At 74.0% G+C, this 26,222-nt stretch carries 24 protein-coding genes; 15 read left to right on the top strand and 9 right to left on the bottom strand.

What is annotated here, in order from left to right:
• Positions 1 to 514: 514 nt before the first annotated feature.
• From HS99_RS18540 to HS99_RS18515, 6 genes are all read left to right on the top strand, one after another.
• Positions 515 to 1,921 carry a family 2B encapsulin nanocompartment shell protein gene (locus tag HS99_RS18540; RefSeq protein ID WP_030280453.1) on the top strand — a complete coding sequence of 469 codons (1,407 nt, stop codon included), beginning with the start codon at positions 515 to 517 and terminating at the stop codon, positions 1,919 to 1,921.
• A 304-nt stretch (positions 1,922 to 2,225) separates the two neighbouring features.
• Positions 2,226 to 3,011 (top strand): hypothetical protein, encoded by a 786-nt coding sequence (locus tag HS99_RS45900; protein WP_050366350.1) that lies wholly within the window; start codon positions 2,226 to 2,228, stop codon positions 3,009 to 3,011.
• A 122-nt stretch (positions 3,012 to 3,133) separates the two neighbouring features.
• Positions 3,134 to 3,904 carry a bestrophin-like domain gene (locus HS99_RS18530; RefSeq protein WP_030284449.1) on the top strand — a complete coding sequence of 257 codons (771 nt, stop codon included), beginning with the start codon at positions 3,134 to 3,136 and terminating at the stop codon, positions 3,902 to 3,904.
• A gap of 409 nt (positions 3,905 to 4,313) precedes the next feature.
• Positions 4,314 to 4,946: a class I SAM-dependent methyltransferase gene (locus HS99_RS18525; RefSeq protein ID WP_030553103.1), complete on the top strand. Its 633-nt coding sequence runs from the start codon at positions 4,314 to 4,316 to the stop codon at positions 4,944 to 4,946.
• Positions 4,943 to 5,602: a hypothetical protein gene (locus tag HS99_RS18520; RefSeq protein WP_050366349.1), complete on the top strand. Its 660-nt coding sequence runs from the start codon at positions 4,943 to 4,945 to the stop codon at positions 5,600 to 5,602. The genes HS99_RS18525 and HS99_RS18520 overlap by 4 nt, the downstream gene beginning before the upstream one ends.
• Positions 5,603 to 6,025: 423 nt before the next feature.
• Positions 6,026 to 6,613: a TerD family protein gene (locus tag HS99_RS18515; protein WP_030284454.1), complete on the top strand. Its 588-nt coding sequence runs from the start codon at positions 6,026 to 6,028 to the stop codon at positions 6,611 to 6,613.
• Positions 6,614 to 6,666: 53 nt separating this feature from the next.
• Here the strand turns inward: HS99_RS18515 and HS99_RS18510 are convergent, their stop codons facing one another.
• Both HS99_RS18510 and HS99_RS18505 read right to left on the bottom strand, forming a co-directional pair.
• Positions 6,667 to 8,322: an ABC transporter permease gene (locus tag HS99_RS18510; RefSeq protein WP_030553101.1), complete on the bottom strand. Its 1,656-nt coding sequence runs from the start codon at positions 8,320 to 8,322 to the stop codon at positions 6,667 to 6,669.
• Positions 8,319 to 9,245, bottom strand: a complete 927-nt coding sequence (locus tag HS99_RS18505) for an ABC transporter ATP-binding protein (RefSeq protein ID WP_030553099.1) — start codon at positions 9,243 to 9,245, stop codon at positions 8,319 to 8,321. The genes HS99_RS18510 and HS99_RS18505 overlap by 4 nt, the downstream gene beginning before the upstream one ends.
• A 134-nt stretch (positions 9,246 to 9,379) precedes the next feature.
• Between HS99_RS18505 and HS99_RS18500 the strand changes: the two genes are divergently transcribed.
• On the top strand, positions 9,380 to 9,892 hold the full coding sequence (locus HS99_RS18500; protein ID WP_359794070.1) for a GbsR/MarR family transcriptional regulator: 513 nt from the start codon (positions 9,380 to 9,382) through the stop codon (positions 9,890 to 9,892).
• A gap of 84 nt (positions 9,893 to 9,976) precedes the next feature.
• On the opposite strand, the gene HS99_RS18495 is transcribed toward HS99_RS18500, so the two are convergent.
• The gene (locus HS99_RS18495) at positions 9,977 to 11,452 is read right to left on the bottom strand and encodes a lytic transglycosylase domain-containing protein (RefSeq protein WP_063737886.1); all 1,476 of its coding nucleotides are present in this window, start codon (positions 11,450 to 11,452) and stop codon (positions 9,977 to 9,979) included.
• 523 nt (positions 11,453 to 11,975) lie between these two features.
• Between HS99_RS18495 and HS99_RS18490 the strand changes: the two genes are divergently transcribed.
• Positions 11,976 to 12,389, top strand: coding sequence for a hypothetical protein (locus HS99_RS18490; RefSeq protein WP_141763755.1), 414 nt, complete (start codon positions 11,976 to 11,978; stop codon positions 12,387 to 12,389).
• 18 nt (positions 12,390 to 12,407) lie between these two features.
• Positions 12,408 to 12,743: a hypothetical protein gene (locus tag HS99_RS18485; protein ID WP_030284465.1), complete on the top strand. Its 336-nt coding sequence runs from the start codon at positions 12,408 to 12,410 to the stop codon at positions 12,741 to 12,743.
• A 12-nt stretch (positions 12,744 to 12,755) separates the two neighbouring features.
• Here HS99_RS18485 and HS99_RS18480 read toward each other — a convergent pair whose 3' ends face one another.
• The 3 genes from HS99_RS18480 to HS99_RS18470 form a co-directional block, all read right to left on the bottom strand.
• Complete coding sequence (locus HS99_RS18480) at positions 12,756 to 14,294, bottom strand: alpha/beta hydrolase (RefSeq protein WP_223885874.1); 1,539 nt, start codon at positions 14,292 to 14,294, stop codon at positions 12,756 to 12,758.
• 190 nt (positions 14,295 to 14,484) lie between these two features.
• Positions 14,485 to 15,123 carry an NAD(P)-dependent oxidoreductase gene (locus tag HS99_RS18475; protein ID WP_030284468.1) on the bottom strand — a complete coding sequence of 213 codons (639 nt, stop codon included), beginning with the start codon at positions 15,121 to 15,123 and terminating at the stop codon, positions 14,485 to 14,487.
• Between the two features lie 102 nt (positions 15,124 to 15,225).
• A complete protein-coding gene (locus HS99_RS18470) occupies positions 15,226 to 16,173 on the bottom strand; it encodes an EamA family transporter (protein WP_046387255.1) in 948 nt (315 codons plus the stop codon).
• 111 nt (positions 16,174 to 16,284) lie between these two features.
• Here HS99_RS18470 and HS99_RS18465 point away from each other — a divergent pair, with 111 nt between their 5' ends.
• Positions 16,285 to 16,782, top strand: a complete 498-nt coding sequence (locus HS99_RS18465; RefSeq protein WP_030284472.1) for a MarR family winged helix-turn-helix transcriptional regulator — start codon at positions 16,285 to 16,287, stop codon at positions 16,780 to 16,782.
• Positions 16,783 to 17,176: 394 nt separating this feature from the next.
• Here HS99_RS18465 and HS99_RS18460 read toward each other — a convergent pair whose 3' ends face one another.
• Positions 17,177 to 18,052 carry a methyltransferase domain-containing protein gene (locus HS99_RS18460; RefSeq protein WP_046387254.1) on the bottom strand — a complete coding sequence of 292 codons (876 nt, stop codon included), beginning with the start codon at positions 18,050 to 18,052 and terminating at the stop codon, positions 17,177 to 17,179.
• Between the two features lie 28 nt (positions 18,053 to 18,080).
• On the opposite strand from HS99_RS18460, the gene pdxR reads away from it, so the two are divergent.
• Entirely contained in the window at positions 18,081 to 19,631 is a 1,551-nt protein-coding gene (gene pdxR / locus HS99_RS18455) for a MocR-like pyridoxine biosynthesis transcription factor PdxR (RefSeq protein ID WP_030553088.1), read from the top strand.
• Positions 19,632 to 19,997: 366 nt separating this feature from the next.
• Positions 19,998 to 21,143 carry a glycoside hydrolase family 3 N-terminal domain-containing protein gene (locus HS99_RS18450; RefSeq protein ID WP_030553086.1) on the top strand — a complete coding sequence of 382 codons (1,146 nt, stop codon included), beginning with the start codon at positions 19,998 to 20,000 and terminating at the stop codon, positions 21,141 to 21,143.
• Between the two features lie 87 nt (positions 21,144 to 21,230).
• Here the strand turns inward: HS99_RS18450 and HS99_RS18445 are convergent, their stop codons facing one another.
• Positions 21,231 to 21,980, bottom strand: coding sequence for a polysaccharide deacetylase family protein (locus tag HS99_RS18445; protein WP_030553084.1), 750 nt, complete (start codon positions 21,978 to 21,980; stop codon positions 21,231 to 21,233).
• Positions 21,981 to 22,329: 349 nt separating this feature from the next.
• Here HS99_RS18445 and HS99_RS18440 point away from each other — a divergent pair, with 349 nt between their 5' ends.
• Positions 22,330 to 22,674, top strand: a complete 345-nt coding sequence (locus HS99_RS18440; RefSeq protein ID WP_030284482.1) for an ArsR/SmtB family transcription factor — start codon at positions 22,330 to 22,332, stop codon at positions 22,672 to 22,674.
• A gap of 45 nt (positions 22,675 to 22,719) precedes the next feature.
• Entirely contained in the window at positions 22,720 to 22,878 is a 159-nt protein-coding gene (locus HS99_RS45030) for a DUF6126 family protein (RefSeq protein WP_167344927.1), read from the top strand.
• A 27-nt stretch (positions 22,879 to 22,905) separates the two neighbouring features.
• Here HS99_RS45030 and HS99_RS18435 read toward each other — a convergent pair whose 3' ends face one another.
• Positions 22,906 to 25,359 carry a cytochrome P450 gene (locus HS99_RS18435; protein WP_051835526.1) on the bottom strand — a complete coding sequence of 818 codons (2,454 nt, stop codon included), beginning with the start codon at positions 25,357 to 25,359 and terminating at the stop codon, positions 22,906 to 22,908.
• Between the two features lie 372 nt (positions 25,360 to 25,731).
• Here HS99_RS18435 and HS99_RS18430 point away from each other — a divergent pair, with 372 nt between their 5' ends.
• A complete protein-coding gene (locus HS99_RS18430; protein ID WP_141763754.1) occupies positions 25,732 to 26,181 on the top strand; it encodes a hypothetical protein in 450 nt (149 codons plus the stop codon).
• Positions 26,182 to 26,222: the final 41 nt, after the last annotated feature.

The following is a 26,222-nucleotide window of genomic DNA, read 5'->3' as shown; positions in this document are numbered from 1 at the left end:
AGGAGTCCGACAGCCGCGGAGGGCGCCGCGACGTGCGGCGGTGCGACCCCGAACGCCCGGTGGCGGGTGTCGTCCGGTTCGTGATCCGCCTGTGCACACATACACCAATCATCACGGCACACCAGCCACTGCCGCCTGCGGACGGGGTCGAGCACGCGACCGCACAACGGGGCACCTCCGACCGGCTGGCCAGGATCCCGGTGACGGCCCTGCCCCGCCGGATTCCGGCCGAGCTCCCGGATGTCCCGGTGGTGGGTGGGGCGCTCGGGAGCAGGCGGGGGCCGAAAGCGGGAGATTCACCCTATCGGGGGGTAGTCGGCCGCCGTACGGGCCCGGTCTTGTTCTGGTGATCTAGGGTTCCGGATGGACCGCCGGGCGATGGCGGTCACACTCCCCACACTCGCCAACTTCCCTTCCGGTCAGTGGATCTGATGATCCGTTGCGGCTCGCGCCCAGGGCGGAGCGGTACGGCCCTGACCGCGTGATCCCACCACACGAATGGAGACCCCTGCCGATGCCCGTGGACACGAGCCCGGAGACACAGCAGGACCGGCAGCAGAGCCTTGCGACGGCAGCTGCCCGCAATCTTGCCACCACGACCAAGTCCGCCCCGCAGATGCAGGAGATCACCTCCCGCTGGCTGCTCAAGGTGCTCCCGTGGGTCGAGGCCCACGGTGGCGCGTACCGGGTGAACCGTCGGCTCACCTACACCGTCGGCAACGGTGTGGTGGAGTTCATCAAGACCGGCTCCCAGGTCCGCGTGATCCCGGCGGAGCTGGGCGAACTCGCCCTGCTGCGCGGCTACGAGGACGACGAGGTGCTGACCGCCCTCGCCGACCGCTGCCAGCAGCGTGACTTCGGCCCCGGCGAGGTGCTCACCACCCAGGGCGAGGCGGCCGACCGGATCTTCCTGATCGCGCACGGCAAGATCAACAAGTTCGGCACCGGCAAGTACGGCGACGAGACCGTGGTCGGCGTGGCCGGCGACGGCGACCGTTTCGGCGACGACTCGCTGCTGAACCCGGACGCCGTCTGGGAGTACACCGCGAAGACCGCCACCGCCGGTGTGGCGCTCACCCTGAGCCGCGACGACTTCGCCCGCATCCGGGACAACGCGCCGAGCCTCCAGGAGCACCTGGCGTCGTTCCTTGCCCTGCCGCTGCAGGCCCAGAACGAGCGCGGCGAGGCCGAGATCGCCATGTCGGCCGGCCACCACGGCGAGTACGAACTCCCCGGCGCCTTCGTGGACTACGAGCTCAAGCCGCGCGAGTACGAGCTGAGCGTCGCGCAGACCATCCTCAAGGTCCACACCCGGGTCGCGGACCTGTACAACGAGCCGATGAACCAGATCGAGCACCAGCTCCGGCTGACCATCGAGGCCCTGCGCGAGCGCCAGGAGCACGAGATGATCAACAACCCGGAGTTCGGCCTGCTCAACAACGCCGACTTCGACCAGCGGATCCAGACCCAGTCCGGCCCGCCCACCCCGGACGACCTGGACGAGCTGCTCAACCGCCGCCGCGACCCCGACTACCTGCTGGCCCACCCGCGGACCATCGCCGCGATCGGCCGGGAGTTCAACGCCCGGGGCATCTACCCGCACCACGTCGACCTCGGCGGGCAGCAGGTGCCGGCGTGGCGCGGGGTGCCGATCCTGCCGTGCAGCAAGATCCCGATCACCAAGGAGAACACCAGCTCGATCCTGGTGATCCGTACCGGCGAGGACAACCAGGGCGTCATCGGCCTGCACCAGACCGGCCTGCCGGACGAGTACCAGCCCTCGCTCTCGGTCCGGTTCATGGGGATCGACGAGAAGGCGATCATCTCCTACCTGGTCAGCGCCTACTACTCGTGCGCGATCCTGGTGCCGGACGCGGTCGGTGTGCTGGAGAACGTCGAGATCGCGCACCGCCGCCACTGACTGCCGGAGAACAGCGAGCGCGGGCCGTAACCGGCCCACTCGAAGATCGTTTCACCTGATGACGGACGGCCCGCCCCGGATGCGGGCCGTCCGCCTCGCGTTCGAATGCGCATGGTCGTACCCGATCGGTTCCGATCGGTTCCGATCGGCATCCGGCCACTGCTGCCCGTTTGCGCAGGCTGATCGGCCCGAGTCCGTCCCGTCCTCCCCCAGGCGAACCGAGAGGTGTGTGGAGCCCATGCCGCAGCGCCGGCAGTTCCGACGGATACCACGGCACGGCGGGTCAGCCGCTCCCGGGCGGCGAGTGCGACTGATCGGCGCGGCGGTCGGCGTGGTGGCGATGTGCGCGCTGGTCGGCGGCGCCACCGCCGCCGGCGCCGAGCGCCCCGGCGGGAGCCCGCACGGTTCGGCCGTGGACACCTGCGTCTGCATCGGGACCGGCGTCTCGACCTCGGTCGGGCCGGGCGGCAGCGTCGACGTCGGGGTGGACGTCGACGTCCGGGTCGACGTCACCGTCGCCCCCGACGTCGGCCGCCACCACGGCCACCGGCCCCCGCACCACCACCACCCGCACCCCTGCCCGAGCCCCACGCCGACGCCCGTACCCACGCACACCCCCACGCCGACCCCGACCCCCACCCCGACTCCGACGAGGACTCCCACCCCCACCCCCGCGCCGTCCCCGAGTGCGACACCGCCGAGGCCGACCCCGGTACCCACCCCGCCGCCCTCGCCCGGGCCGCCGGCCCCGCCCCCGCCGGTTCCCGCCGCCCCCGCTCCCGCGGCCCCCGAGCCGGCAGTGCCCGCCCCGCAGGTGGTTCCGCCCGCCGTGGTGCCGCTCCCGGCGGCGCCCGCTCCGGCGGACCCCAGCCCAGCGCTACCGAGCCCGGTCCGCCCGAGCCCGCTGTGGCCGACGCCCTCGGCGCACCCGGCGTTCAAGGTGTGGGACAGCAAGCCGCTGCCGGTCGCGCAGCACAACCACGGCGCCTCGACGACCACCACGATGCTGCTGATCTTCGTGCCCGGCATCCTGGCGGCGGCTGCGCTGCGCCCGGGGCGCGCCGGAGGCCGCGGCCGTTCAGGGTCCTGACGAGCACCTCCGTCCCGGCCGCCCGGAGACCGCGGCCCCCGACACGTTCAGGGCTCGAGGTTCCCGTTGAGCCCCCTGCTTCCCCGTTCACGTCACAAGCCAAGCCAGAGAAGGGAGTTCCCATGTCCGAGTGGGTGGCGCTGGTCGTCGCCATGGCGGCGGCCTGTGCCGTTGTGTTGGCGGTGGTGGTGCTGAGGCGCCGCACCGCGGGCGTCGAGGAGAACGTCGACGAGACGCCCGACGTCATCGAGTACATCACGATGATGATCGGCGTGGTCTACGCGATCGTCCTCGGTCTCGCCATCGCGGGTGTCTGGGAGGCGCGCGGCGCCGCCCAGGACGACCTGTTCCGTGAGGCACAGTCGCTGCGGGAGGTGAGCGACCGGGCGGTGGTCTACCCGGCCGAGTTCCGCGACCAGGTCCGGTCCGACATCGACGCCTACGTCACGTACGTGGTGAACGTCGAGTGGGACTACATGTCCGAGAACGGCGCGATCACCGACAAGGGCACCCAGTTGCTGGACAAGGTCCAGAACGAGGTGGCCAGCCGGGCGCCGGCCTCGGACCTGGAGTCCCAGACCTACCAGCCGATCATGGACCGGATCGGTCAGGCCTCCGACGCCCGCAACCAGCGCGGTCAGAGCGCCGGCCCGACCATGCCGGGCGTGGTCTGGTTCGGTCTGATCGGCGGCGCCGTGGTGACCATCGGGATGCTGTTCGCGCTGCAGATCAGGCGTACGCCGAGGGAGTTGATCCTGGCGGCCTGCTTCAGCGTGCTGATCGCCTTCCTCTTGTTCATGATCTGGGACTTCGACGACCCGTTCGCCCGGAGCGTCTCGGTCACCACCCAGCCCTTCGTGGACCTCTTCCCCTCGCTCGACCTCAAGGGCTGAGCCGGGGCCTGAGACGAGCACCGGTGGTCCCGCCGGGACCACCGGTGCTCGTCTCCGATGTCACGCCGGCGGAGGCCGGCGTCCATCGAGTTGAGCATGGTCCCGGAGGCGTCGTCGTTCTCCAGGGAGAAGGTGAACAGTCCGCCCAGGCCCTTGCCCTTGGCGTGGGCCCGCGTGCCCGGACGGCCTGCGAGGTGTCACCGGTCCAGAAGTTGGTGCCGTCGTAGACCCAGCTGCTCTGCGTCACCGCGTCCCAACGGATCTGCGCGGCGGCCTGGTTGATGAACAGATCGGACTGGACCGATATTCGCCGTCAGGGGTGTCCGCCCGCTGGACCGCCCCGGGCGGCGGAGGGCGGCGGACCGGTAGGTTGACCGGGACGGAACCGGCCCGCCGAACGGAGGAGCGCATGGACAGTCAGGGTTGGGACGACCGCTATGCCGCGAGCGAACTGGTGTGGGGCACCGCGCCCAACCAGTGGGTGGTCCGCGAACTGACCGGCAGCACCCCCGGTCGCGCCCTCGACCTGGCCACCGGAGAGGGCCGCAACGCCATCTGGCTGGCCACCCAGGGCTGGGAGGTCACCGGCCTCGACTTCTCGGCCGTCGCCCTGGAACGGGCCGAACGGCTCACCGCCGAACTGCCCGACGAGGTCGCCGACCGGCTCACCTGGCGGCACGGCGACGCCCGTACCCAGGAGGGCCCGGCCGGCGGCTACGACCTCGTCCTGATCGCCTACCTCCAGCTCCCCGCCGCGGACCGGCGGGCGGCGCTGCACCGCGCGGCCGAGGCGCTCGCCCCCGGCGGCACCCTGCTGGTCGTCGGGCACGACCTGACCAACCTCACCGAGGGCGTCGGCGGCCCCCAGGACCCGGCCGTGCTCTTCACCCCCGAGGACGTCCTGGCCGACCTCGCCGAGTACGGCCTGCACACCGTCCGGGCCGAGCGCGTCCACCGTACGGTCGGCGAGCCCGGCCACGGGGGCGGCCTGACGAGCGTCGCGATCGACGCGCTCGTGCGGCTGGAGCGGGGCGCCGAGTGACGACCCGACCCTCCCGCCGCACGCTGCTCACCGGCCTGGCGGCCGTTGCCCCGCTGGTGCTGGCCGCCTGCTCCTCGGGCGGGAAGAAGGGCAAGGCCGACAAGAACGGCCCGGTGGCCAGGGCGAGTGACCCGGGCACGGCGGCCTTCGTGATGATCATCCGGCACGGTGAGAAGCCCGACGGCAGCCACCCCGGCCTGGACGAGAACGGCAAGCACGACGACAAGTCCCTCACCCAGCGCGGCTGGGACCGGGCCAAGACGCTGCCCACCCTGTTCGCCCCGCCCGCGGCCGGACTGCGCACCCCGGTCCGGATCTACGCGGCCACCGACCAGGGCCCGATGGCCGGGGCGCACCGGATGCGCCAGACCGTCACGCCGCTGGGGGCCGAGCTCGGGCTCACCGTGGACACCACCTACGCCGAGTCCCAGGAGTCCGAGCTGGCCGGTGCCGCGCTCGCCGGGGCGCAACCGGTGCTGATCTGCTGGGAGCACTCCCGGATCCCGCGGATCGTCGAGGCGCTCGGCGCCTCCGGCAGCGGGGTCCCGGCCAGTTGGCCGGACCGGTTCGACCTGGCCTGGGTGTTCTCCCGGCCGGCCGGCGGAGCCTGGACCTTCCAGGAGGTGCACCAGCACCTCCTGGAAGGCGACGCCTGACCCACCTGTGGGCGCGGTCGGCCGAGTGGTGGGCCGGCGGCTGCCCCTCGGTGATCGTCACCACCGAGTACTGGCCGACGGTCCAGCGGCACGCTGACCGTCCCGCCGGTGACGGTGTACGGGACGGGCCGGGGAGCCGGGTCGGTGCCGTCCGGGCCGGCGACGCTGACGGCGGTGACGCCTGCCCCGGCCGGCAGGGCGTAGGAGAGCACGCAGTTGGCGGGCGTGGTGCGGAAGTCCGCCGGGGTGTCGCGAAGTTGGTGACGTCCGACCGGTGAATCCCCCGGTGTGCGGAGCACCGTAGGAAGTGCGACCCGGGGGACTGCTGGGTAAGGGTGCTCCGAGCCGCTGTCCGATGATCACAGGTTTCCCTGCGTGCGATAGGTTCGCAGCACGGACGGCGGTAGGAACGAGGAGGGCACGATGACCGTTTCACTGGCCAAGGGGCAGAAGATCAGCCTGGAGAAGCCGGGCGGTGGGCAGCTGAGCCTGGTCCGGATGGGCCTGGGCTGGAAGGCCGTTCAGCGCAAGGGCTTCCTGGCCAAGCTGCTGTCCGCCGGCCGGGAGATCGACCTGGACGCCTCCGCGGTGCTGTTCTCGGGCGGGAGGTCGGTGGACGTGGTCTACTTCCAGCACCTCACCAGCAACGACGGCTCGGTCCGGCACAGCGGGGACAACCTGGTGGGCGGCGCGGGCGACGCGACCGACGACGAGTCCATCACCGTCGATCTGACCAGGGTGGGCGCCGAGGTCGACCAGATCCTGTTCACGGTCAACTCCTTCACCGGGCAGACCTTCCAGGAGGTCGAGGCCGCCTTCTGCCGGCTGGTGGACGAGACCACCGGCATCGAGCTGGCCCGCTACACCCTCACCGACGGCGGCCCGTACACCGCCCAGATCATGGCCAAGGTGCAGCGCACGCCGGCCGGTTGGCAGATGGTCGCGATCGGCCGGCCGGCCGGCGGGCGGACCTTCAAGGACCTGATGCCGGAGCTGCTCAAGCACCTCTGACCCGGCGCCTCCGCCCGCCGCGGTTCGGGCGCCGCGGTTCGGGCGTCGCGACGCTACTCGACGTCCCGGCGCCGGAACCCGGCCAGGGCCAGCACGATCAGTGCGGCCGCGAGGAGGGTGAGCACCGCCAGCGGGGTCCAGTCCATCCGGGCCGCGGGGAGCCGTGGCACCTGGCCGAACGGGGAGAGCCGGTCCAGGCCCGCGGGGAACTTGAGCAGCGGGCCCAGGTAGCCGATCACGAAGGCGTACGCGGGGACGACCCAGACCAGCGGCATCGCCCGGGGCAGCCAGCCGTAGACGGCCGCGGCGAAACCCACCGTCACCCAGAGGGCGGGCGCGAATGCCAGCGCCGCCCCGGTCAGCCGCAGGAACACGCCCCCGTCGCCGGTGGACAGCGCCCCGGCCAGGCCGAAGCCCACGCCCGCCGCCAGCATCACGGCGGTGGAGCCCAGCAGCGCCGCCGCCAGGTGACCGCCCAGCCAGCCGGACCGCGACACCCCGGCGGCCAGCACCGGCACGGCCCGCCCGGCGCTCTCCTCGGCGCGCGGGCGCAGCGTCGCCAGCACCGCGTACACACCGCCGACCACCGCGACCACCAGCAGGGTCAGCGCGGCGAAGGAGTCGGCGAGGGTGTGGCCGCCGAGCCGGGCCAGCGCCTGCCTGATCTGGTCGACGTCCTTGAGCATCGAGTCGGCCTGGCCGAGCAGCGACCCGTACATCGCGCCGAGCAGCAGCAGGGCGACCGCGAAGCCGCCGATCAGGCCGCGGTGCAGGCGCAGTGCCAGGCCGAGCGGGGTGCCCAGGGCCGGGCTGCCGGTGGCCGGACCGGGGCGGGCGGCGCGCAGCCCGGCGCCGAAGTCGCGGCGGGTGCTCAGCGCGAACCCGGCCGCGGCGGTGGCGGCGGCCAGCGCCAGTGCGGGCAGCAGTGGCCACCAGCGGTCGTCGACGAAGGGGTAGCTGCGCTGCAGCCAGCCGATCGGGGAGGCCCAGGACAGGCCGCTCTCCCCGGCATCCCCGGCGGCGCGCAGCGCGTAGGCGGCGCCGAGCACGCCCAGGGCCAGCCCGGAGGCCGTCCGGGTGTAGGCGGTGATCTGCACGGTAACGGCGGCCACCGCGCCGAACAGCAGTCCGCCGGCAGCGGTGGCGGCCCCGTACAGCAGCGCGCCGCCACCGGTCAGGCCGGGGACGCCGAGGCCGGGCAGGCCGAGGGCGAGCAGCAGGCCGAGCGCGAGGTCGGCGACGGCGGCGGTGGCCAGCGCGGCGGCGAGCTGGGCGTGCCGGCCGACGGCGGCCGAGCGGACCAGTTCGGCGCGCCCGCCCTCCTCCTCGGCGCGGGTGTGCCGGGTGACGGTCAGCACGCTCATCAGGCCTGCCATGACGACCAGCAGACCGAGCAGCCGGTGGCCGAGCATGGCGCCCCAGCTGTAGTCGGCCAGGTAGTGGGCCGGGCCGGTCATGGCGAGCAGGGCCGGGTTGGCCGAGCCGTGCGCGATCGAGGCCCGGTCGGCGGCGGTCGGGTAGACGGTGCGGACGCTGTTGGCGGTGGCCAGGGTGACCAGCGCCAGGCCGAGCACCCAGGCGGTCAGCCGCGCCCGGTCGCGGCGAAGCGCGAAGCGGACCAGGACGGCGGCGCCGGTCAGGGTGGTGCGGTCCCCGGCGCGGCCGGTGTCGCGGCGCGGGGTGGTGCGGGTGGCGGCGGTGGCGGTCATCGGACGGCCTCGTCCTCGCTCCGGTGCCCGTTGGTGGCCAGCTCGTCGCCGTAGTGGCGCAGCATCAGTTCCTCCAGCGTGGGCGGGTGGCTGACCAGGCTGCGCAGCCCGGCCTCGCTGAGGGTGCGCACGGCGGCGTCCAGTCGGGCGCCGTCCACGGCGAAGCGCACGCGCAGGCCGTCGGTGCGCAGGGCGTGCACGCCCGACAGCGCGTCCAGTCCGGTGACCGGGCGGCTGGTCTCCGCCTCGACGGTGGTGCGGGTGAGGTGGCGCAGCTCGCCCAGGGTGCCGCTCTGCACCACCCGGCCCTGCCGGATGATGCTGACCCGGTCGCCCAGCTTCTCCACCTCGTCCAGGATGTGGCTGGAGAGCAGGACGGTGCGGCCCTGCTCCTTGGCCTGCCGGACGACGTCCTGGAAGACCACCTCCATCAGCGGGTCGAGGCCGGAGGTCGGCTCGTCCAGCAGCAGGAGCTCGGCGTCGGAGGCGAGCGCGGCGACGATGGCGACCTTCTGCCGGTTGCCCTTGGAGTAGCTGCGGCCCTTCTTGGTCGGGTCGAGGTCGAAGCGTTCGAGCAGTTCGTCCCGGCGGTGCCGGTCGAGCCGGCCACGCAGCCGGGAGAGCAGGTCGATGGCCTCGCCGCCGGTGAGGTTGGGCCACAGCTCGACGTCGCCGGGGACGTAGGCGAGGCGGCGGTGCAGCTCGACGGCGTCGCTCCACGGGTCCTTCCCCAGCAGCCGGGCGCTTCCGCCGTCCGCGCGCAGGAGGCCGAGCAGGACGCGGATGGTGGTGGACTTCCCGGCGCCGTTGGGGCCCAGGAAGCCGTGGACCTCGCCGGTCTCGACGGTCAGGTCGAGGCCGTCCAGTGCGGTGGTCCGGCCGAAGGTCTTGCGCAGACCGGACAGGATGATGGCCTTGGTCATGCTTCTCAAGCTACCGTAGTTTCAGAAAAACGTGAATATTGGGAAGCGTTATGGTTCGACCGGAGGGACGGATGATCTCTGGAAAGGGGAGAGCGGTGGAACGGGAGCCGGAGCAGGGGCAGGACCCTCGGGCCGTGGCGGACTTCGTGGAGCGCTTCGCGGCCGAGCTGGTGGTCGCGGGCATGGGCCGGATGCCGTCCCGGATCTTCTCCTGCCTGATGGCCGAGGAGAGCGGCGTGCTGACCTCCGCCGAGCTCTCCGAACGGCTGCAGATCAGCCCGGCGGCCGTCTCAGGCGGGATGCGCTACCTCATCCAGGTCGGGCTGGTCGCCAAGGAGCGCGAGCCCGGATCCCGGCGCGACCGCTACCGGGTGCTCAACGACGTTTGGTTCGAGTCGCTGACCCGGCGCGACGAACTTCTGCTGCGCTGGATCCGGGTGCTGAAGGAGGGGGAGGCGACCGTCGGGGCGGGCACGGCGGCGGGGAAGCGGCTGGAGGAGAGCGCGGCCTTCTTCGAGTTCATGATCGACGAGCTGCACGGGATGCTCGGCCGCTGGCGCGAGCACCGGGCGATGCGAGGGCGCGAGGAGGCTGGGGGGCAGGAGGAGGCTGGGGGGCAGCCAGAGGCGCGGCGGCAGCAGGCGTAGCGCCCGGCTCTCGCCGGGAAGCGCGACGGCGGCAGGACGGACCGAGGTCCCTCCTGCCGCCGCCGGCGGTACGGCGCGGGGTGGTTACTTCTTCACGGTCGCCGAGGGCGAGGGCGAGGGCGACAGCGAGGAACTCGGCGTGGCGCTCGATCCGGCGGACGGGGTGGCGCTCGGCGAGCCGCTCGGGGAGCCGCTCGGCCTGGGCGTCGGGCAGCCGGGGGCGGTCGGCGTCGCGGACGAGGTGCCGCTCGGCGTGGCGCGCGGGGTGGCGCTCGGGGTGGCGGTCGGGGACGGTGTGCCGCTCGGGGTGGCGGTGCCGGTGGGCGTCGCCGTCGCCGTCGGGCTCGGGCAGGACGGCGTACCGGACGGCGTGCCGGACGGCGTGCCGCTCGGGGTGGCCGTCGGGGACGGGCTGCCGCTCGGGGTGGCCGTCGGGCTCGCGGAGGCCGACGGCGAACCGCTGGGCGTCGGCGTGGTGGTCGGCTGCGCGGACGGCGTCGTCGTCGCGGACGGGGTCGTCGTCGGAGTCGGGGACTGGGTCGGCGTCACCGGCGGCACGGTCGGCTGGGGGGACGGCGTCGGGGCGGTGCCCGTGCCCTCGTTGCCCGTCGAGGTGCCGCCCGAGGTGCCCGCCGTCGTGCCGGACGGCAGGAGGAACGGCGAAGGCGGGGTGCCCGGCACGCTCGGGACGCCGGGAAGGTCCGGGACGGTGGTCACCTGGCCGCTGCCGAAGTGTGCCATCCAGTTGCGGACGGTGCGGAGGTACTCGGTGGAGTCGTTGTAGCTGAGGACCGCCCGGTCCAGCTGTGACGGGTCGGAGAGGTCCCGCCCGCCCGCGCACAGGTAGCGGCCGGCGGTCTCGGCCGCGTCGAAGATGTTGTTCGGGTCAGCGGTGCCCTTGCCGGTGGCGTCCACGCCCCAGGAGGCCCAGGTCGACGGGATGAACTGCATCGGACCGACCGCGCGGTCCCAGCGCGAGTCGCCGTCGTAGCGGCCGCCGTCGGTGTCGGGTATCGCGGCGAAGCCGTTGCCGTCCAGCACCGGGCCGAGGATCGGGGTGAGCGTCCGTCCGGCGGCGTCCACCTGGCCGCCGTTGGCCTGGCCGGACTCGACCTGGCCGATCGCCGCCAGCAGCTGCCAGGGCAGGTGGCAGCCCGGCGAGCGCTGGGCCAGCGAGGCCTCGGCCTGGCGGTAGGCGGCGAAGACCGTGGCGGGCAGCGCCGCGCCGGTCGCGGTGAACGGGCCGGCCGCGGGCTGGCCGGGCAGGGCACCGGGCGGCTGCGGCAGCTGAACGGCGCTGCCGCCGTCGGCCGCGGTGCCGGGAACGCCGGGTATGCCGGTCGCGGGGCCGCCGAACGGAGTGGAGGAGGCCGGACCCTGGGCAGCGGTGCCGTCCTGCGCCGGGCCGGCGTCGGCGGCCGCGGTCTGCGCGAGGCCGAGGCCCGACACCTGAGAGCCGGTCAGCGCGGCGAGCGCGGCGAACGCCGCCGCCGTCCCCGTGACCCGCTTGCCGAGCCGAACCTTGCGCCCGCCCTTGGCACTGCCGAACCTCGCCGCCATCTGCTGCCCCTCCCCGTCGCCGTCCGGACCTCCCCGGAACGGTTGAACCGTCGTCATCATGCCCGCCCACCACGCGGCGGCGCCCGCCGCCCGGAGACGATTAGTATCACGACGATCTGACAGGGACAGGATGGACGGACGGCGACCGGTGGCCCCCACGAGGGTTGACGCAGCACCTCAGCCCCGGTCCTGCGGCTCCGGACCCGCGCCGGGGATCTCACGACCTTCTCATCTCTCCTGTTGCACAAGGGAGTCGACCGCGAACCCCCATCAGGAGTCCGGGCGCCCCGGCGGTCGGACCGGCGGCTCGAGGCGCGGGGGTGGTACGTGGGCGTCGTTCCGGGCTCCCCGGCGCCGCCCGTGGGCGACCTCCCTGACCTGCCCGGATACCCCGCACCGCACCGGCCCTCCCTAGCAGGACGGGCAGGCCGGCGCCAGGGAGCGCCCCCAACTCGGCCCTGGACGGATGACGTTCAGGTGAAAGTGGGCATGCCAGGAAATCCGGTCCGGCATGCTGTGCCGCGTGACCATGTGGATGGAGGCCGAAGCCGTGAGCGCGAACCTGCCGGAGACCGTCGCCGAGGGGGCGGTGGTCCTGCCGGCGCCCCCTCGGATGGTGGGCGACCTGGCCCGTGACCTGACCCAGGCCGCCGCCGCCGTCCGGGCGGTGTCGCGCGGCGGCCGCACCACCGGCGGCGACGTCGCGGTCGCCGCGTACACCGCCGTGGTGTGCACCGGGCGTTCGGCCGCCCGCGCGCTGGAGGAGGCGGCCGCCTGGTGCCGGCAGGCCCCCGAGGCCGAGGTGCACTCGCTCGCCTGGGCGCGGGTGCCCGGGCACCGCCACGACGTCTTCGAGTACCGCGTCACCATGGCCGTCAGCTTCCCCGACGACGAGACCGGCGAGCACCTCGGAGACACCCACCACTCCTGCCACTGAAAGCCGTATCATCGCCCCATGGGTGATCGGGGTACGAACGAGACGGCCGGCGGAGCGACGGACGGGGCGCCCAACGAGCAGACGGGGGAGACCACTTCGGTAGCCGACGGTGTCGGTGACGGCGGCGGACCGCGCGAGCTGTCCCGCGCCGCGGCCGTAGGCGCCACCGTGCTGTCCGTCCTCTGCGGCTGCGCGGTGCTGCTGGCCATGCTCCACTGGCTGGGCTGGGCCGTTCCCGGAGTCGGCTGGATCGTCGCCAAGGCCGGTGTCAAGCTGGCAGTGGGCGGCTTCGCCGGGCTGGCCGTTGCCGCCGCCTGGCTGCGCGCCAAGTTCGGGGCGCAGCGGCGTGGTTGACGGTGGTGCGGCTCAACCGGCCGACGGGGCCGGGCAGGTCAGGTCGTGCTCGGGTATCCGGCCATCCAGCAGGTAGCGCTCGACGGTGCCGGTGACGCACGGGTCGGAGCCTGGGTACTGCCCGTGGTTGCCGTTGCTGGTGACGGTGACCAGCTTCGAACCCCGCAGCGCGCGGTGCGCGCCGAGCGCCGCCTCGTAGTACGTCGCCGGGTCGTGCAGCGAGTTGAGCATCAGCACCGGCGGCAGGTGGGCGCCGGTGACCTTGACCTTGGGTGCCGGGTCCGTCGGCCAGAGCGCGCAGACCGAGCTGAAGGCGAGAGTGCGGGCGCCGACCAGCGGGTAGCGGGCGGTGTTCTTCGCGCCGCGCTCGATCCAGGTGTCCATGTCCTTGGTCCACTTGGTGTCCCCGCACGTCACCGAGAAGTACTCGGCGAGGAAGCCCGGGCTGAGGTACTGGCCGAACAGCTGGCGGGCGGTCTGCTTGGCCGCCGGGTCGGCGCCCTGCCAGTCGTCCAGGGCGGTCAGCGCCCGGGCGAGGAGGGGGAAGGCCTTGTCGCTGTAGATCGCGCTGATGGTGCCGTTGTCCAGCTGGTTCGGACCGAGGGTCAACGAGCCCTCGGTGATGGGCCGGTCGTGCAGGGCAGCGCGCCGCTGCTCCCAGTGCGCCTCGACCTCCTCCGGCGTCGTGCCCCAGTGGTAGGTGGCGTCCCGGGCGGCCATCCAGGGCAGGAAGTCCTGCTCGAAGCGGCGCTGGAAGCTCATCGGCTGGCCCAGCTCGTACTGCTCCCAGGTGCCCTCGAAGCCGATGTTGCTGTCCAGCACCATCCGCTCGACCCGGTGCGGGAAGAGCGTGCCGTAGTAGGCGCCGATCATGGTGGCGTAGGAGGCGCCGTAGTAGCTGATCTTCTTCTCGCCGAGCAGGGAGCGGAAGAGGTCCATGTCATGGACGGTCTGCTCGGTGGTCAGGTAGGGCAGCAGATCGCCGCTGTGCTCCACGCAACCGGCCACCAGTGCTCGGGAGTTGGCGACGACCCGGTCGATCGCCTCCGGGGACCGGTCGCGCCAGTCCCCGGCCAGGAACTGCTGGAACTGCTCCGGGGTCTGGCACTGGGCGTGGGTGCTGCGGCCGACGCCGCGCTGGTCGAAGCTGACGATGTCGTACGCGGCGGCCACCGTGGGGGCGCCCTGGGCGAGGTCCATCGGGCGCAGCAGGCCCTGACCGCCCGGGCCGCCCGCGGCCTCCATCAGTGTCCCCGTCCGGTGCGCCCGGTCGGTGGTGCGGTGCCGGGAGACGGCGATGGAGAGGTCCGGCCCGGCGTCGGGGTGGTGCCAGTCGCGCGGGACGGCCATGGTGGCGCAGTCGAGTTCCGGCTGCCCGTCACAGGGCTGCCAGTGGAACTGCTGGCCGGCGTAACGGGCGGGCACGCGGTCGGTGTCGCCGGGGTCGCGGCCGGGGTCGGCGTTCGCCGTGGCGGGCAGGGCGAGGCCGGCGAGGACCGCGGTGGCGATGACGGCGGCCGCGCGACGGGTGCGGGATGCGGTGGTCTTCACGGGAACGATCCTTGCCGACGGCGGACCTGACGCACGATGAGGCAGGACACCGTATTCGAGGTGGTGCTGGATACACCCCAGGGCGGGGGTATCCAGCACCACGGCCGTCAGGAGCTGTTCAGGAGCTACTCAGGGGCCGTCCGAAGCCGTCAGTGCGCCGCTGCCGGCCGCGATGGCGGTCAGCGGCCGGTCAGTAGCCGGCGGTGAAGCGGGCGCGCCGGTGGGCGGGCTGCTCGGCCTCGTCGAGCAGCACGACGGCGAGGTCCTCCATCGAGATCGCCGAGTTGCCCTCGGCGTCGACCAGCAGCTCGTCCCGGCCGATCCGGAAGCGGCCGGTGCGCTCGCCGGGTTCGAGCATCGCGGCCGGGCTCAGGTACGTCCAGTCGACCTTCTCGTCCGCCCGGTAGAGGTCCAGCTGCTCGCCGCAGGCCAGGGCGATCGGCCGGATCTCGTCGGGGAAGCCGGGCGAGTCCACCAGGATCGTCCCGTCGGTGCCCGGGACGACGAGGCTGCCCGCGCCGCCGACGGCGAGCAGGCGCACGCCGGTGCCGGCCAGTCCGGCCAGCAGGCCCCGGGTGGCGGCGGCCAGTTCGTGCTCGCGGCCGGGCGCCGGTCGGGTGGCGGTGATCACCAGGTCCTGCCCGGCGGAGATCCGCGCGACGTCCTCGGGGTTGCTCGCGTCGCCGATCTCGACGGTGACGGTGGACGGCAGGCCGTGCGGCTTGGCCGGGTTGCGGACGACGGCGGTGACCTGGTGGCCACGGGCGAGCGCCTCGGTCACGACCCGACGGCCGACGTTGCCGGTGGCGCCGAACACGGTGATACGCATGAAGGTTTCTCCTTGGATCTTTCGAACGGACCTGCGGTGGCGCGGTGGAGCACCGGCGCGGTGGAGCGGTGAGAGCGGTTGGGTGCGGCCGGTGGCGCGGTGTCAGGCGTTCTCGCGCAGCGGGCTCGGCCCGACGCCCGGTACCGGCGCCGTCCGGTCCGCTGAGGGGGCGGCGCCGGTGTCGGTGGTGCGGGGCCGGGGCCGCTGGGTCTGGGCGACGACGAGCGAAGCGAGCACGACCGCCGCGCCGAGCGCCTGCAGCGGGCTGAGGTCCTGTCCGAGCGCCAGCCAGCCGACCAGGGTGGCGACCACCGGGCTGAGCAGGGAGAGGAAGGACAGCGAGGTCGGCGGCAGGGCGCGCAGGCCACGGAACCAGATCGCGTAGGTGAGCGCCGCGCCGATCAGGCAGAGGTAGGCGTAGCCGAGCACGTTGTCGACGGTGTAGTGGGTGGGCGGGGCGCCCTCGCTCAGCAGGGTGACCGGCACCAGTAGCAGGCCGCCGGCGGTGAGCTGCCACCCGGTGGTGGCGAGCAGCGGCGCGGGGGAGACCCAGCGCTTGGAGAGCACCACGCCGAAGGCCATCACCACGGCGCCGCCGAGCGCGGCGACCACCCCGATCGCGTCCAGCTGGGCGTTGGCGCGCAGCACCAGCAGGCTGACGCCCGCCACGCCCGCGATGCCGGACAGCACGGTGCGCAGGGTGAGCCGGTCGCCGAGCAGGGCGGCGGAGAGGCCGGCGGTGACCAGCGGCTGGACGGCACCGACGGTGGCCGCGATCCCGCCGGGCAGGCGGTAGGCGGCGATGAACAGCAGGGCCTGGAAGCCACCGATGTTGAGCGCGCCGAGGACGGGCGCTCGCCACCACCAGCCGCCCCTGGGCAGGGTGCGGGTGAGGGCGATCAGCAGCAGCCCGGCGGGCAGGCAGCGGATGACGGCGGCGAGGAGCGGACGGTCGGGCGGGAGCATCTCGGTGGTGACGAGGTAGGTCGTCCCCCAGACGGCGGGGGCGAGGGCCGTCACCAGCACGACGGCGAGGCGATTACTTAGCACTAAGCCAATGTATCTCAGCGCTAAGGCATCCTCGAGGGGATTTCGTCGGTGACGTGGCTCACAGTTACCTCATCGCTAAGGAAACTCGCCGTCATCGCCTACCCTGAACCCGTGGCAGATCATCTCGACCGCGTCGTCGCGCAATGGGGCGCCGAGCGCCCCGACCTGGACGTCTCCCCGATGGAGGTGTTCGGTCGGCTCAAGCGCCTCTTCCGCCTGGTGGACGCCGAGCTCAACCGCACCTTCGCCGAGCACGGCCTGGACGCCCCCTCCTTCGACGTCCTGGCCACGCTCAAGCGCAGCGGGCCGCCGTACCGCCTCACCCCCACCGGCCTGATGGAGTCCGCGATGGTCACCTCAGGCGCGATCACCCAGCGCCTGGACCGCCTGGAGGCCCGCGGCCTGGTCACCCGCACCCGCAGCGACCAGGACCGCCGCAGCCGCGACGTCGAACTCACCCCCGAGGGCCACGCCCTGATCGACCGCGCCCTGCCGGCCCACGTCGCCAACGAGCACCGCCTGCTGGCCGGCCTCGACGAGGCGCAGAAGGCCGCGCTCATCGAGGCGATGCGCGCCCTGCTCGAGGACCTCGGCGAGGGCTCCGGCTGACGCCTGGTCAACCACTCGCCGGCTCGGCCTGGTCAACCACACGCCGGGCCGCCTGGTCAGCCACCCCTCGGGCCGGCCGGTCAACCGTTTGCCGGGCCGGCCGCCGTCCCCTTGGATGGCGGCCGTGGACGACCCGATCTGGTACGCACTCCCCGCCCGGGCCCGCCGTACGGTGGACGAGAACCTCGCCGCGGGGCGCCACGTCCATGCGAGGGGAAGAAGGTCGACGGCGTCCGGGTGCAGATGCGGATCACCCGGGAGTCCGGAGGCCTGGAGCAGAAGAACATGACGTTCGGGAAGCTGTACCACCACAAACGGTGCCCACGACGTCCACCTGCGGGCCTGCGACTCCAGCGGCTGCGGCGGCTGGTGGTAGCGGGAAGCCTCGGACGCCCTACGGGTTGACCGCCACCGCCTTGAAGAAGGTGTAGTGGAACGTCCCGCCCGGCCCGGCCGCCCCGCGCAGTTCGGCGATGCCGCGATCGAAGGCCTCAGGGGTGGTGAGGCCGGCGGCCAGGGCTTCCGCCCGGACGGCCTCGACCATCGCGACGAACGTGCGCAGGGTGAAGCCGTCCACCAGGGCCGGGCAGCCGCCGTCCGCGTAGACCGTACGGGGGCGGACCGTCACGTCCGCGAAGCCGGCCGCCGTTAGCAGCGGGTACAGCCGACGGCCCAGCAGGGCGTCGCCGCCCGCCCCGGCCTGGAGCCGTACCAGGTGGTCGATGGTGCGGCGGGCCGCCGGAGTCTCCGGGTGGAAGAAGGCCGAGCCGTGGTCGCCCTCGATCACGGTGATCGTCCCGCCCGGCCGCAGCACCCGCCGCAGCGCGGCCAGCCCGGCCGCCGGGTCGGGCAGGTGCTCCAGCACGAAGCACAGGAAGACGTGGTCGAACGTGCCGTCCGGGAAGGGCAGTCGGTGCAGGTCTCCGTGGTGCCAGACGACCCGGGCGCTCGGCGCGACACCGGCGATCCTGGCCCGCGCCTGGGCCAGCGACTCCGCCGAGACGTCCGCGGCCGTCAGCAGCACGCCGGGGCTGGCGGCCAGGAGGTGCGCGGTCTGAGCGCCCACCCCGCAGCCCGCCTCCAGCACCCGGCTGCCCGCCGGGTAGACCGTGCCCGCGTGCAGCAGTTCGGCGAGGGTGTCGGCCTGGTCGCCGAGACGCTGCGCCTCGCTGTCCGAGTAGCCGTGGACGTAGGGGGCGGGGTGGGAGTCGGCTTCGGCAGCGGTGGCTTCGGCAGCAACGGTTCCGGTGGTCAGGGTTTCGGTGGTCATGGCTCAACCCTCGCGCCACTATGGACCGGTGAACAGGTCCAAAGAGAGTGGTGTCGACAGGTCCAAACACGTCGGCGGGTCCGGGGAGACCGGCGCCGACTTCCTCCAGCTCGATGCCGCCGACGCCCCGCCCGGCGGCCTCACCGACTGGCTGGCCCGCCGGTTGCGCGAGGCCGTCGCCGACGGGCGCCTCCCGGCGGGCAGCCGGCTGCCCGCCAGTCGGGTGCTGGCGGCCGAACTCGGCGTCTCCCGAGGCGTGGTGACCGACGCCTACCGGCGCCTCGCCGAGTCGGGCCAGCTCGCCGGGCGGGGCAGGGGTGGCACCGTCGTCGCCCTGACACCCGCCCAGCCGCCTGCCGCGCCGCAGGACGGCCCGCTCGCCGCCCCGCAGGACGTCCCGTCGCCCCGTCCGGCGCCCGTCCTGTTCCGTGCCGACCCGGGCCCCGAAGTGTTCGACCACCTGCGCGGCACACCCGCCCGGATCGACCTCACCCCCGGCCTGCCCGACCTCGCCGCCTTCCCCCGCGCCGCCTGGCTGCGCGCCGAACGAGCCGTCCTCGACGGCCTCGCCGCCCACGACCTCGGCTACGGGGACGTCCGCGGCGCCCCCGCCCTGCGGCAGGCCGTCGCCCACTGGCTCGCTCGCAACCGGGGCGTCCGCGCCGACCCCGACGAGGTGCTCGTCGTCGCCGGAACGGCCCAGGCACTCGCGCTGCTCGGCCGCGCCCTGGAACGGGCGGGCATCACCGAGGTCGCCGTCGAGGACCCGGGATCGCTCGGCGCCCGCCAGCACCTCGCCCACTGGCTCGCCGCCACCCCGCCCGTCCCGGTCGACGCCGAGGGCATCCGGGTCGACGCCCTGCGTGCCACCGGCGCCCCCGCAGTCCTGCTCACCCCCGCCCACCAGTACCCGACCGGCGTCGTCCTCAGCGGTGAACGGCGGCGCGAACTGCTGGGCTGGGCGGCCGAAGGAGGGCTGGTCATCGAGGACGACTACGACGCCGAACACCGCTACGACCGCCCGCCCCTGCCCGCCCTGCGGGCCGAACTGCCCGACCGGGTCTGTTACGCGGGCAGCATTTCCAAGCTGCTGGCCCCCGCCCTGCGCACCGGATGGCTGCTGGTGCCCCCGCGACTGCACGACGCCGTGCTGGACGCCAAGCGCTTCGCCGACCTCGGCAACCCGGTACTGCCCCAACTGGTGCTGGCCCGGCTGATGGAATCCGGTGAACTGGAGCGCCACCTGAGGCTGTTGCGCCGCCGCCACCGCCGCCGCCGGGACGCCGTGATCGCCGCCGTCCGCACCCACCTGCCCACCGCCACGGTGCACGGCGCGGCCGCCGGACTGCACCTGATGCTCACCCTCCCCGAGGAACTCGGCTGTAGCGACACCGAGTTGGCCACTGCCGCGCTCGCCCGCGGGGTCAAGACCCAGCCACTCTCCTGGCACGCCCGCCTCCCCTACCCGCCCGGTCTGGTGCTCGGCTACGCGGCCCGCTCGCCGGGCGAGATCGCCGAAGGGGCCGCCGTCCTGGGGGAGTTGGTGCGGCGCGCGGGGCGTCGTCCGGCCGCGCGGTAAGTGCGGGCCGCCTGCGCGGCGGTGAGGGGTTCGGCGCTCGGGCCTCCGGTCGCCACCACGGGTCGGCCTCCATCCGGGCCAGTTCGGCGTCGTAACCGGTCGGCCTCCAAGGTGTACTCCGGCGGTCGGGCGGCGTCGACGGGCAGCTGCCGGTCCGACCGGGGGACGGTGTCCTCGATCCGCTGCACGACGGCGGACAGGTAGCCGCAGCAGCCGCCGGTGCACCCGGGCTCGCCCAGGTTCACCCCGCCCGGCCACCCTGGCGCCGCAGGCCGGAGAAACCCCACGGCTTTCCGCCGGGCTGCCGGACGGTCGGTTCCTGGGTACGCTGACCGACCGTATGCCGTTGCTGATCCTGGAGGCGTGATGGCCCCGTTCCGGCATGTTGCCCAGCTGGCCTCGGTGCTGCTGGTGGTGGGGGCCGCGCTGGGGCCGGTCCCGGCCGGGTCGGCGACCCGCGGCAGCGGCGCCGACGCCGAGAGGACCGCACCGATGACCGCCCGGCCCCAGGACTCCCGCGAGCTCGCGGGGCGTCGGATCGTGCTCTCCTACCCGGGCCCGACCCCGCCGCCCGCGACGCTGGACGCGATCCGGGAGGGCCGGGCCGCCGGGGTGATCCTGTTCGGCGAGAACGTCACCAGTCCGGAGCAACTCGCCGAGGCGATATCCCGGTTGAAGCGGGCGGCCGCCGAGGCCCCGCACCCGCGACCGCTGCTGCTGATGACCGACCAGGAGGGCGGCAAGGTCCGCCGACTGCCCGGCGCGCCCGAACTCTCCGCCCGCCGCACCGGCGCGGCCCCGGACCCGGTCACCGCCGCCGTGCAGTCCGGCACCGGCGCCGCCGGGACCCTCGCCGGTGCGGGGCTGAACGTCAACCTCGCCCCGGTGCTCGACGTCTACGACACCCCGGACAACTTCATCGACCACTTCGAGCGCTCCTACGGCCAGGACCCCACCCGGGTGGGTGAACTGGGCAGCGCCTTCCTCGCCGCCCAGCAGAGCCAGGGCGTGGCGGCCACCGCCAAGCACTTCCCCGGCCTCGGCGCCGCCGCCCGCGACGAGAACACCGACGCCCGTCCCGTCACCCTCCCCGTCCCGCTCGACCAGCTGCGCACCCGCGGCGAAGCCCCGTACCGGGCCGCCATCGCCGCCGGCGTGCGCCTGGTGATGGCCTCCTGGGCCGTCTACCCGGCGCTGGACCCCGACCGCCCGGCCGGGTTCTCGCCCACCGTGATCCAGGGCGAACTCCGCGACCGCCTCGGCTTCCGGGGCGTCACCATCACCGACGCCCTGGAAGCCGACGCCCTCACCCCGTACGGCCCCACCGGCCCCCGCGCCGTCGCCGCCGCGGCGGCCGGCATGGACCTCATCCTCTGCTCCGCCCGCGACCCCCAGCAGGGCGAGGACGCCGCGACCGCCCTGGCCGCCGCCCTCGACTCCGGCGCCCTCGACCGCGAGGCCTTCACCCAGGCCGTGGCCCGGGTGGACGCCCTGCGGGCCGGTCTGGGCTGAGCGGGACCGGGTCCGGGCGGCCCATCGCGGGTGCGGTTTTTCGGGTGTCGCCCGCTGCCCCGGCTGTCACGCTCGACCGCGATCCGGTCAGCGGTTCAGCAGGGTGCGCAGGTCGATGATCCGGTAGCCGCGGGCGCGGGCGCCGTCGATGATGCGCGGGAGTGCCTCGGCGTCGAGGCAGGTGTCGGGGCCGCTCTCCTCGCTGGCGCCGACGTGGAGCTGGAGGACGGCGCCCGGGGTGAGGGCGGCGAGGGCCCGTTCGACGGCGCGGTCGGCGGTCATGCCGTGGACGGGGCCGAGGTAGCCCTTGGTGTCGGCGGTGTACTCGAGGTCGGCGTAGCCGAGGCCGTTGACGGTGGCGACGGCCTGCGGGCTGGTCGCGCTGTAGGGGAAGCGGAAGAACGGCAGCGGTTCGGCGTCGGAGGCGGCGCGGATCGCGGTGTCGGCGCGGCGCACCTCGCTCCGGGCCCGGTCGGGGGAGAGGGCGGTGAAGTCGGGGTGGCTGTACGAGTGGTTGCCGAGGCCGTGGCCCGCTGCGGCGATGGCCCGCAGGGCGCGGGGGTGGTGGTCGGCGAAGTCGCCGGTGGGGAAGAAGACGGCCGGTGCGGCGCGGTCGCGCAGGACGCCGAGGACGGTGTCGAGTCCGGTCTCGTTCCAGGCGGCGTTGAAGGTGAGGGCGAGGACGTGTTCCTCGGTCGGGATCCGGCGGATCTCGGAGCCGAGCAGGGGTTCGGGCGCCGGCGCGACGCCCACGAGGGCGGTGAGGGCGAGGAGGGCGAGCAGCGCCGCGGCGGTGGCGCGTAGGCGCCCTCCTTCGGGGGCGGAACGGAACGGCATGGGTGGAACGCCTTGCTGGGAGGGCGGCGGGGAGCCGCACGGCCGGAACGGGCAGGGAAAAGCTTGCCCGGTCCGGCCCCGGCCTCGGCGGAACCGCCGGTGCCTGGCTGACTACTCGTCACTCGAACTGTCGATCCCGGGAGTCGGCAGCGTCCCGGGCCCGGACCCCGCGTCGTCCCGGAGTGGCCGGCGGTGTGGTGGGCGGTGTGGTGGGTGGTGTGGGGGTGGTCACCTTCCGCTGTGACGACTTGAAGAAATCTTCATCCGTGGCGATGATGCCTGTCGGCCGCGGCACGGACCCCGCCCGGCCGGACGACCACCGAGCCGGATTCGAGGGAGGGAACGGACTGTGCCGGTCCCGCTGTACCAGGCCAAGGCGGAGTTCTTCCGCACCCTCGGCCACCCGGTCCGGATCCGCGTCCTGGAGCTGCTCCAGGACGGTCCCCGGCCGGTGCGCGAGCTGCTGGCGGAGATCGAGGTCGAGCCGTCCAACCTCTCCCAGCAGCTCGCGGTGCTGCGCCGCACCCAGCTGGTCACGGCCACCCGCGAGGGCAACACGGTGGTGTACGCGCTCAGCACTCCGGACGTCGCCGAGCTGCTGCGCGCTGCGCGCCGGATCCTGACCGAGTTGATCACCGACCAGGGCGCGCTGCTCACCGAACTGCGCGCTTCCGGCGGCCGATCACACCGCTGAGCTCGCGGCCCGAAGCCCGCACCCGACCCAGAGGAGAGCCGCACCATGAGCGACGGCGCCGACAGCCCGGCGAAGGGTGACGGTACGAGCGAGGAGGGGCGCCGCCGCAAGGCGATGCTGCTCCGCGCGGGGATCTACGTCTTCGCGACGCACCTGTTCGCGGGCTTCGTCCTGCTGCTCTTCGCGCTCGGCGGCCGCAAGTAACACGACCGCGGGTACCGGGGCGGGGCCTCAGTGCCCCCGGTCGCTCGGCACCAGGTAGCGGTCGCTGGTGCTGGTCCAGGCCTGGACGCCGGCGACCAGTTCGCGGGTGCCGTCCAGGTACCAGCGCCCCGTCGGGTGCCGGCGGCCGAGGTCGCGTCGCAGTTCCTCGCTCTCCTGGCGCAGCCGGGTGACCCGGGCGCGGACCGCGCGGACGGCCCGGCTGCGGGTGCAGCCGCGGATCCGTTGGAGGGTGAGGACGGTGTTGAAGGCGGCCGCGCTCTGCCGTTCCTCCCGCTCCAGCGAGTAGAGGTCGTTGATCAGCGTCGCGGCGTCGGCGGTGTTGGCGCGCAGGCGGTGCAGTGCGGGCTCCGCGTGCAGGGCGGCGGGGGCGTCGGCGCCGTGGACCCGTTCCAGTATGTTCATGAACGGGTAGAGGCAGCTGCCGTGGCGGCGTAGCCGCATGGTGTCCGCCAGGCCGAGGCCGAGGGCGGGGACGGTGCCGCGGGCGCGGTGTTCGGCCTCGGCGGGGAAGGTGGCCAGACAGGCGCGCCATTCGCGGGCCGCCCTGGCGCGCCAGGCGGGGGAGGCCGACTCGCTCTGGCGGTGCCAGAGTTCCCGCCAGGCGGTGAGCAGCCGATCGTCCGGGGTGGACTGGCGGGTGTCGCCGTCGAGGGCGGAGATCAGCGGGTCGACCAGCGCGTGGGCCTCGCTGGGGCGGCGTCCGGGCGGGCCGTCGAAGCGGTCGTCCAGGACGGTGAACCAGCCGAGCATGTCGACCAGCAGGTCCAGTTCGGTGCCCCGGGCGCGCGGGAAGGCGTGGCCGATCAGCTCGTGCAGCGCGTAGGCCCGGTAGCCGGGCAGTTCGGCCGGGGCGAGCAGGCCGTGGTGGACCGTCCAGTCGGCGTGCCGGTCGGCGGCGGCGCGCAGTTCGGCGGGCGGCCGCGGGGTCGGCGCGGCGGTGGTGGCCGCGCTGCCCGTGAACGGGCAGCCCGCGGGGAGGGGCCGGTCCACCGGCCCCTCCCCGGTGGGGACGGCGGTCGTCGCGCCCGCTGCCTCCGTGCGGGGCGCCAGCCGGACCCGCAGCCCCTGGGCCTGGACGGTCGTCCACACCACTTCCCGGGCCCGCGCCCCCGGCACCGCCACCGGCCGCCAGCGGCGCAGGATCGCGGCCGCCGCGACGGTCAGCTCGGCCCAGGCGAAGGCCTCCCCGATGCACTTGTGCTTGCCCGCCCCGAACGGCAGGAAGGAGGGTCGGCCGAGGCCGCCGCCGTCCTGCCAGCGCTCGGGCCGGAAACTCAGCGGTTCGTCGTAGCGCACCGGATCGCGGTGCAGCGCGGTGAGGCTGTACAGGAGCTCGGTGCCGGCCGGGATCCGGTACGGGCCGAGGTCCACCGGCACCTGGGCGGTGCGCATCAGGAAGGCGTTGGGCGCGTGCAGCCGCACCACCTCCTGGGTGACGCTGCGGGTGTAGGTGAGCCGGCTGAGCGCCTCCGGGGTGGGGGTGGTGCCGGCGGGCAGGTGTTCGTCCAGCTCGGCGAGGAGGCGGGCCTCCACCTCGGGGTGGCGCAGGAGTTCGTCCAGCAGCCAGGTGAGGGTGGTGGAGACGGTCTCGGTGCCGGCGCCGAACATGGTGATCGCCTCGGAGCGGACGTCGGCCTCGGTGAGCGGACGGCCGGTGCCCTGGTCGCGGGCGGCCCGCAGCAGGGCCGGCAGGGTGCCTCCGTGACACTCCGGACGGGCCTTCGCGGCGCGGCCGTTGACGGCCTGGTCGACCACCCGGTTGAGCACCCGTACGGCGGCGTCGAAGCGCCGGTTGACGGGCAGCGGCAGCCGGGCGAACGCCGGGTGGGGGTAGAGGGACTGGACGATCTGGCCCTTCACCAGGTCGGGCAGGGCGCGGTGGAAGGCCAGGGTGGCATCCTCGCTTAGCCGGGCGCCGAACAGCGAGCGGGTGACGATCTCCAGCGCCAGGTGGTTCATCTCCTTGGCCACGTCGAGGACTTGGCCGGGCTGCCAGCGTCCGGCCCGCTCCTCGGTGACCTGGTGCATCACGGCCAGGTACCCGGCCATCCGGTCCGGGCCGAAGGCGGGTTGGATGATCCGGCGGCGGTCGCGGTGCGCCTGGCCCTCGGACATCAGCAGGCCGTCGCCGAAGGCCGTCTTCAGGGTGTCCTGGACGGCGCCGCGCGGACAGTCGTGGGCGAGCGCGACGAGCAGGGTGTGGACGAGCCGCGCGTCGGTCACCACGCAGACGGTGCGCGGGCCGAGCCGGATGCGGACCACGCCGCCGAGGCGCGCCAGCGAGCCGAGGAAGCCGAGCGGGTCGCGCAACAGCGCGGCGGCGTGGCCGAGGCCCGGCAGTGCGCCGGGGGCGAGCGGCGGGACGGCCGCGTGGACGGTGGGGACGGGGGGCGGCGTGCTTCTCGGCGGGACGATCCGTTTCCGTGTCTCTGCCAGCAGGGCGGTGGTCGGCAGGACCATGACACTTCCTCTCAGTGGGAGGACCGGTGCGGGCGGTACCTGGGGAGGGCACCGGCCGGCCGGCCGGGAGGCGGGGACCGGCGAGCGTGGGCCCCGCGTGCGCCAGGGGGCGGAGGGCGCACGTCATGGGAAACGCGCCGGTCCGGTGAGCGTTGCGCCGAACGCGTGTGGATCACTCAAACGGCCGATCCGTCCGGGTCCGGTCCGCGCGGATCATCGTCCCGTCCGACGGTACGTCCCGTCGTATCGGCCCGACCTGTGGGGATGCGTCCATCGCGGTGGTTCGTGCACGGTCCGGGCGGCAGGGTCTTTCGGCCCTCGCCCGTACGGCCGTGCGAGCGCCAGCATGGTCGGTGGAGAAGGAGGGGCCTGATGACCCGTATGTGCCACTACGGCCACACCGGGACCATGGACTGCGACGACGAGGTCATGCTGACCGTCCGGATCGCCGCCGCCGAACGGGCGCTGCTGCGGGACCTCGCACGCGGCCAGGGCGGCGACGTCTCCGGGGTCGCGGTCGACGGGCTCCTGGAGGTCATCCCGGCGCTGCACGACGATGGTTCGGTGCTGCCGCTGCTGCGGGTCCTCGCCCGGCCCGCGCCCTGCGCGGTGACCCTCTGGCTGCCCTCCGAGGTCGCGGACCTGCTGCCGCTGCTGGGCGAGCGGCTGGTGCACACCGGCGGGTCGGCGCTCGGTCCGGCCAGCGCCGCGCTCTCCGCCGCGCTGCGGCTGTGGCTCGCCGGCGACCGCGCGGTGCTCGCCGCCGGGCTGGCCCGGCTGCACGGCGGCTGCCGGGTGGCCCGGATGCCGGTCGCGGCTTGAGTCCCCGGCCCTCGCTGTGGGTGGCGGGCCGCCATGTACCG

It is taken from the genome of Kitasatospora aureofaciens, from assembly GCF_001188955.3.
Classification (GTDB): Bacteria; Actinomycetota; Actinomycetes; order Streptomycetales; family Streptomycetaceae; genus Kitasatospora; species Kitasatospora aureofaciens.
This window is presented reverse-complemented; position numbering and strand designations above follow the sequence as displayed.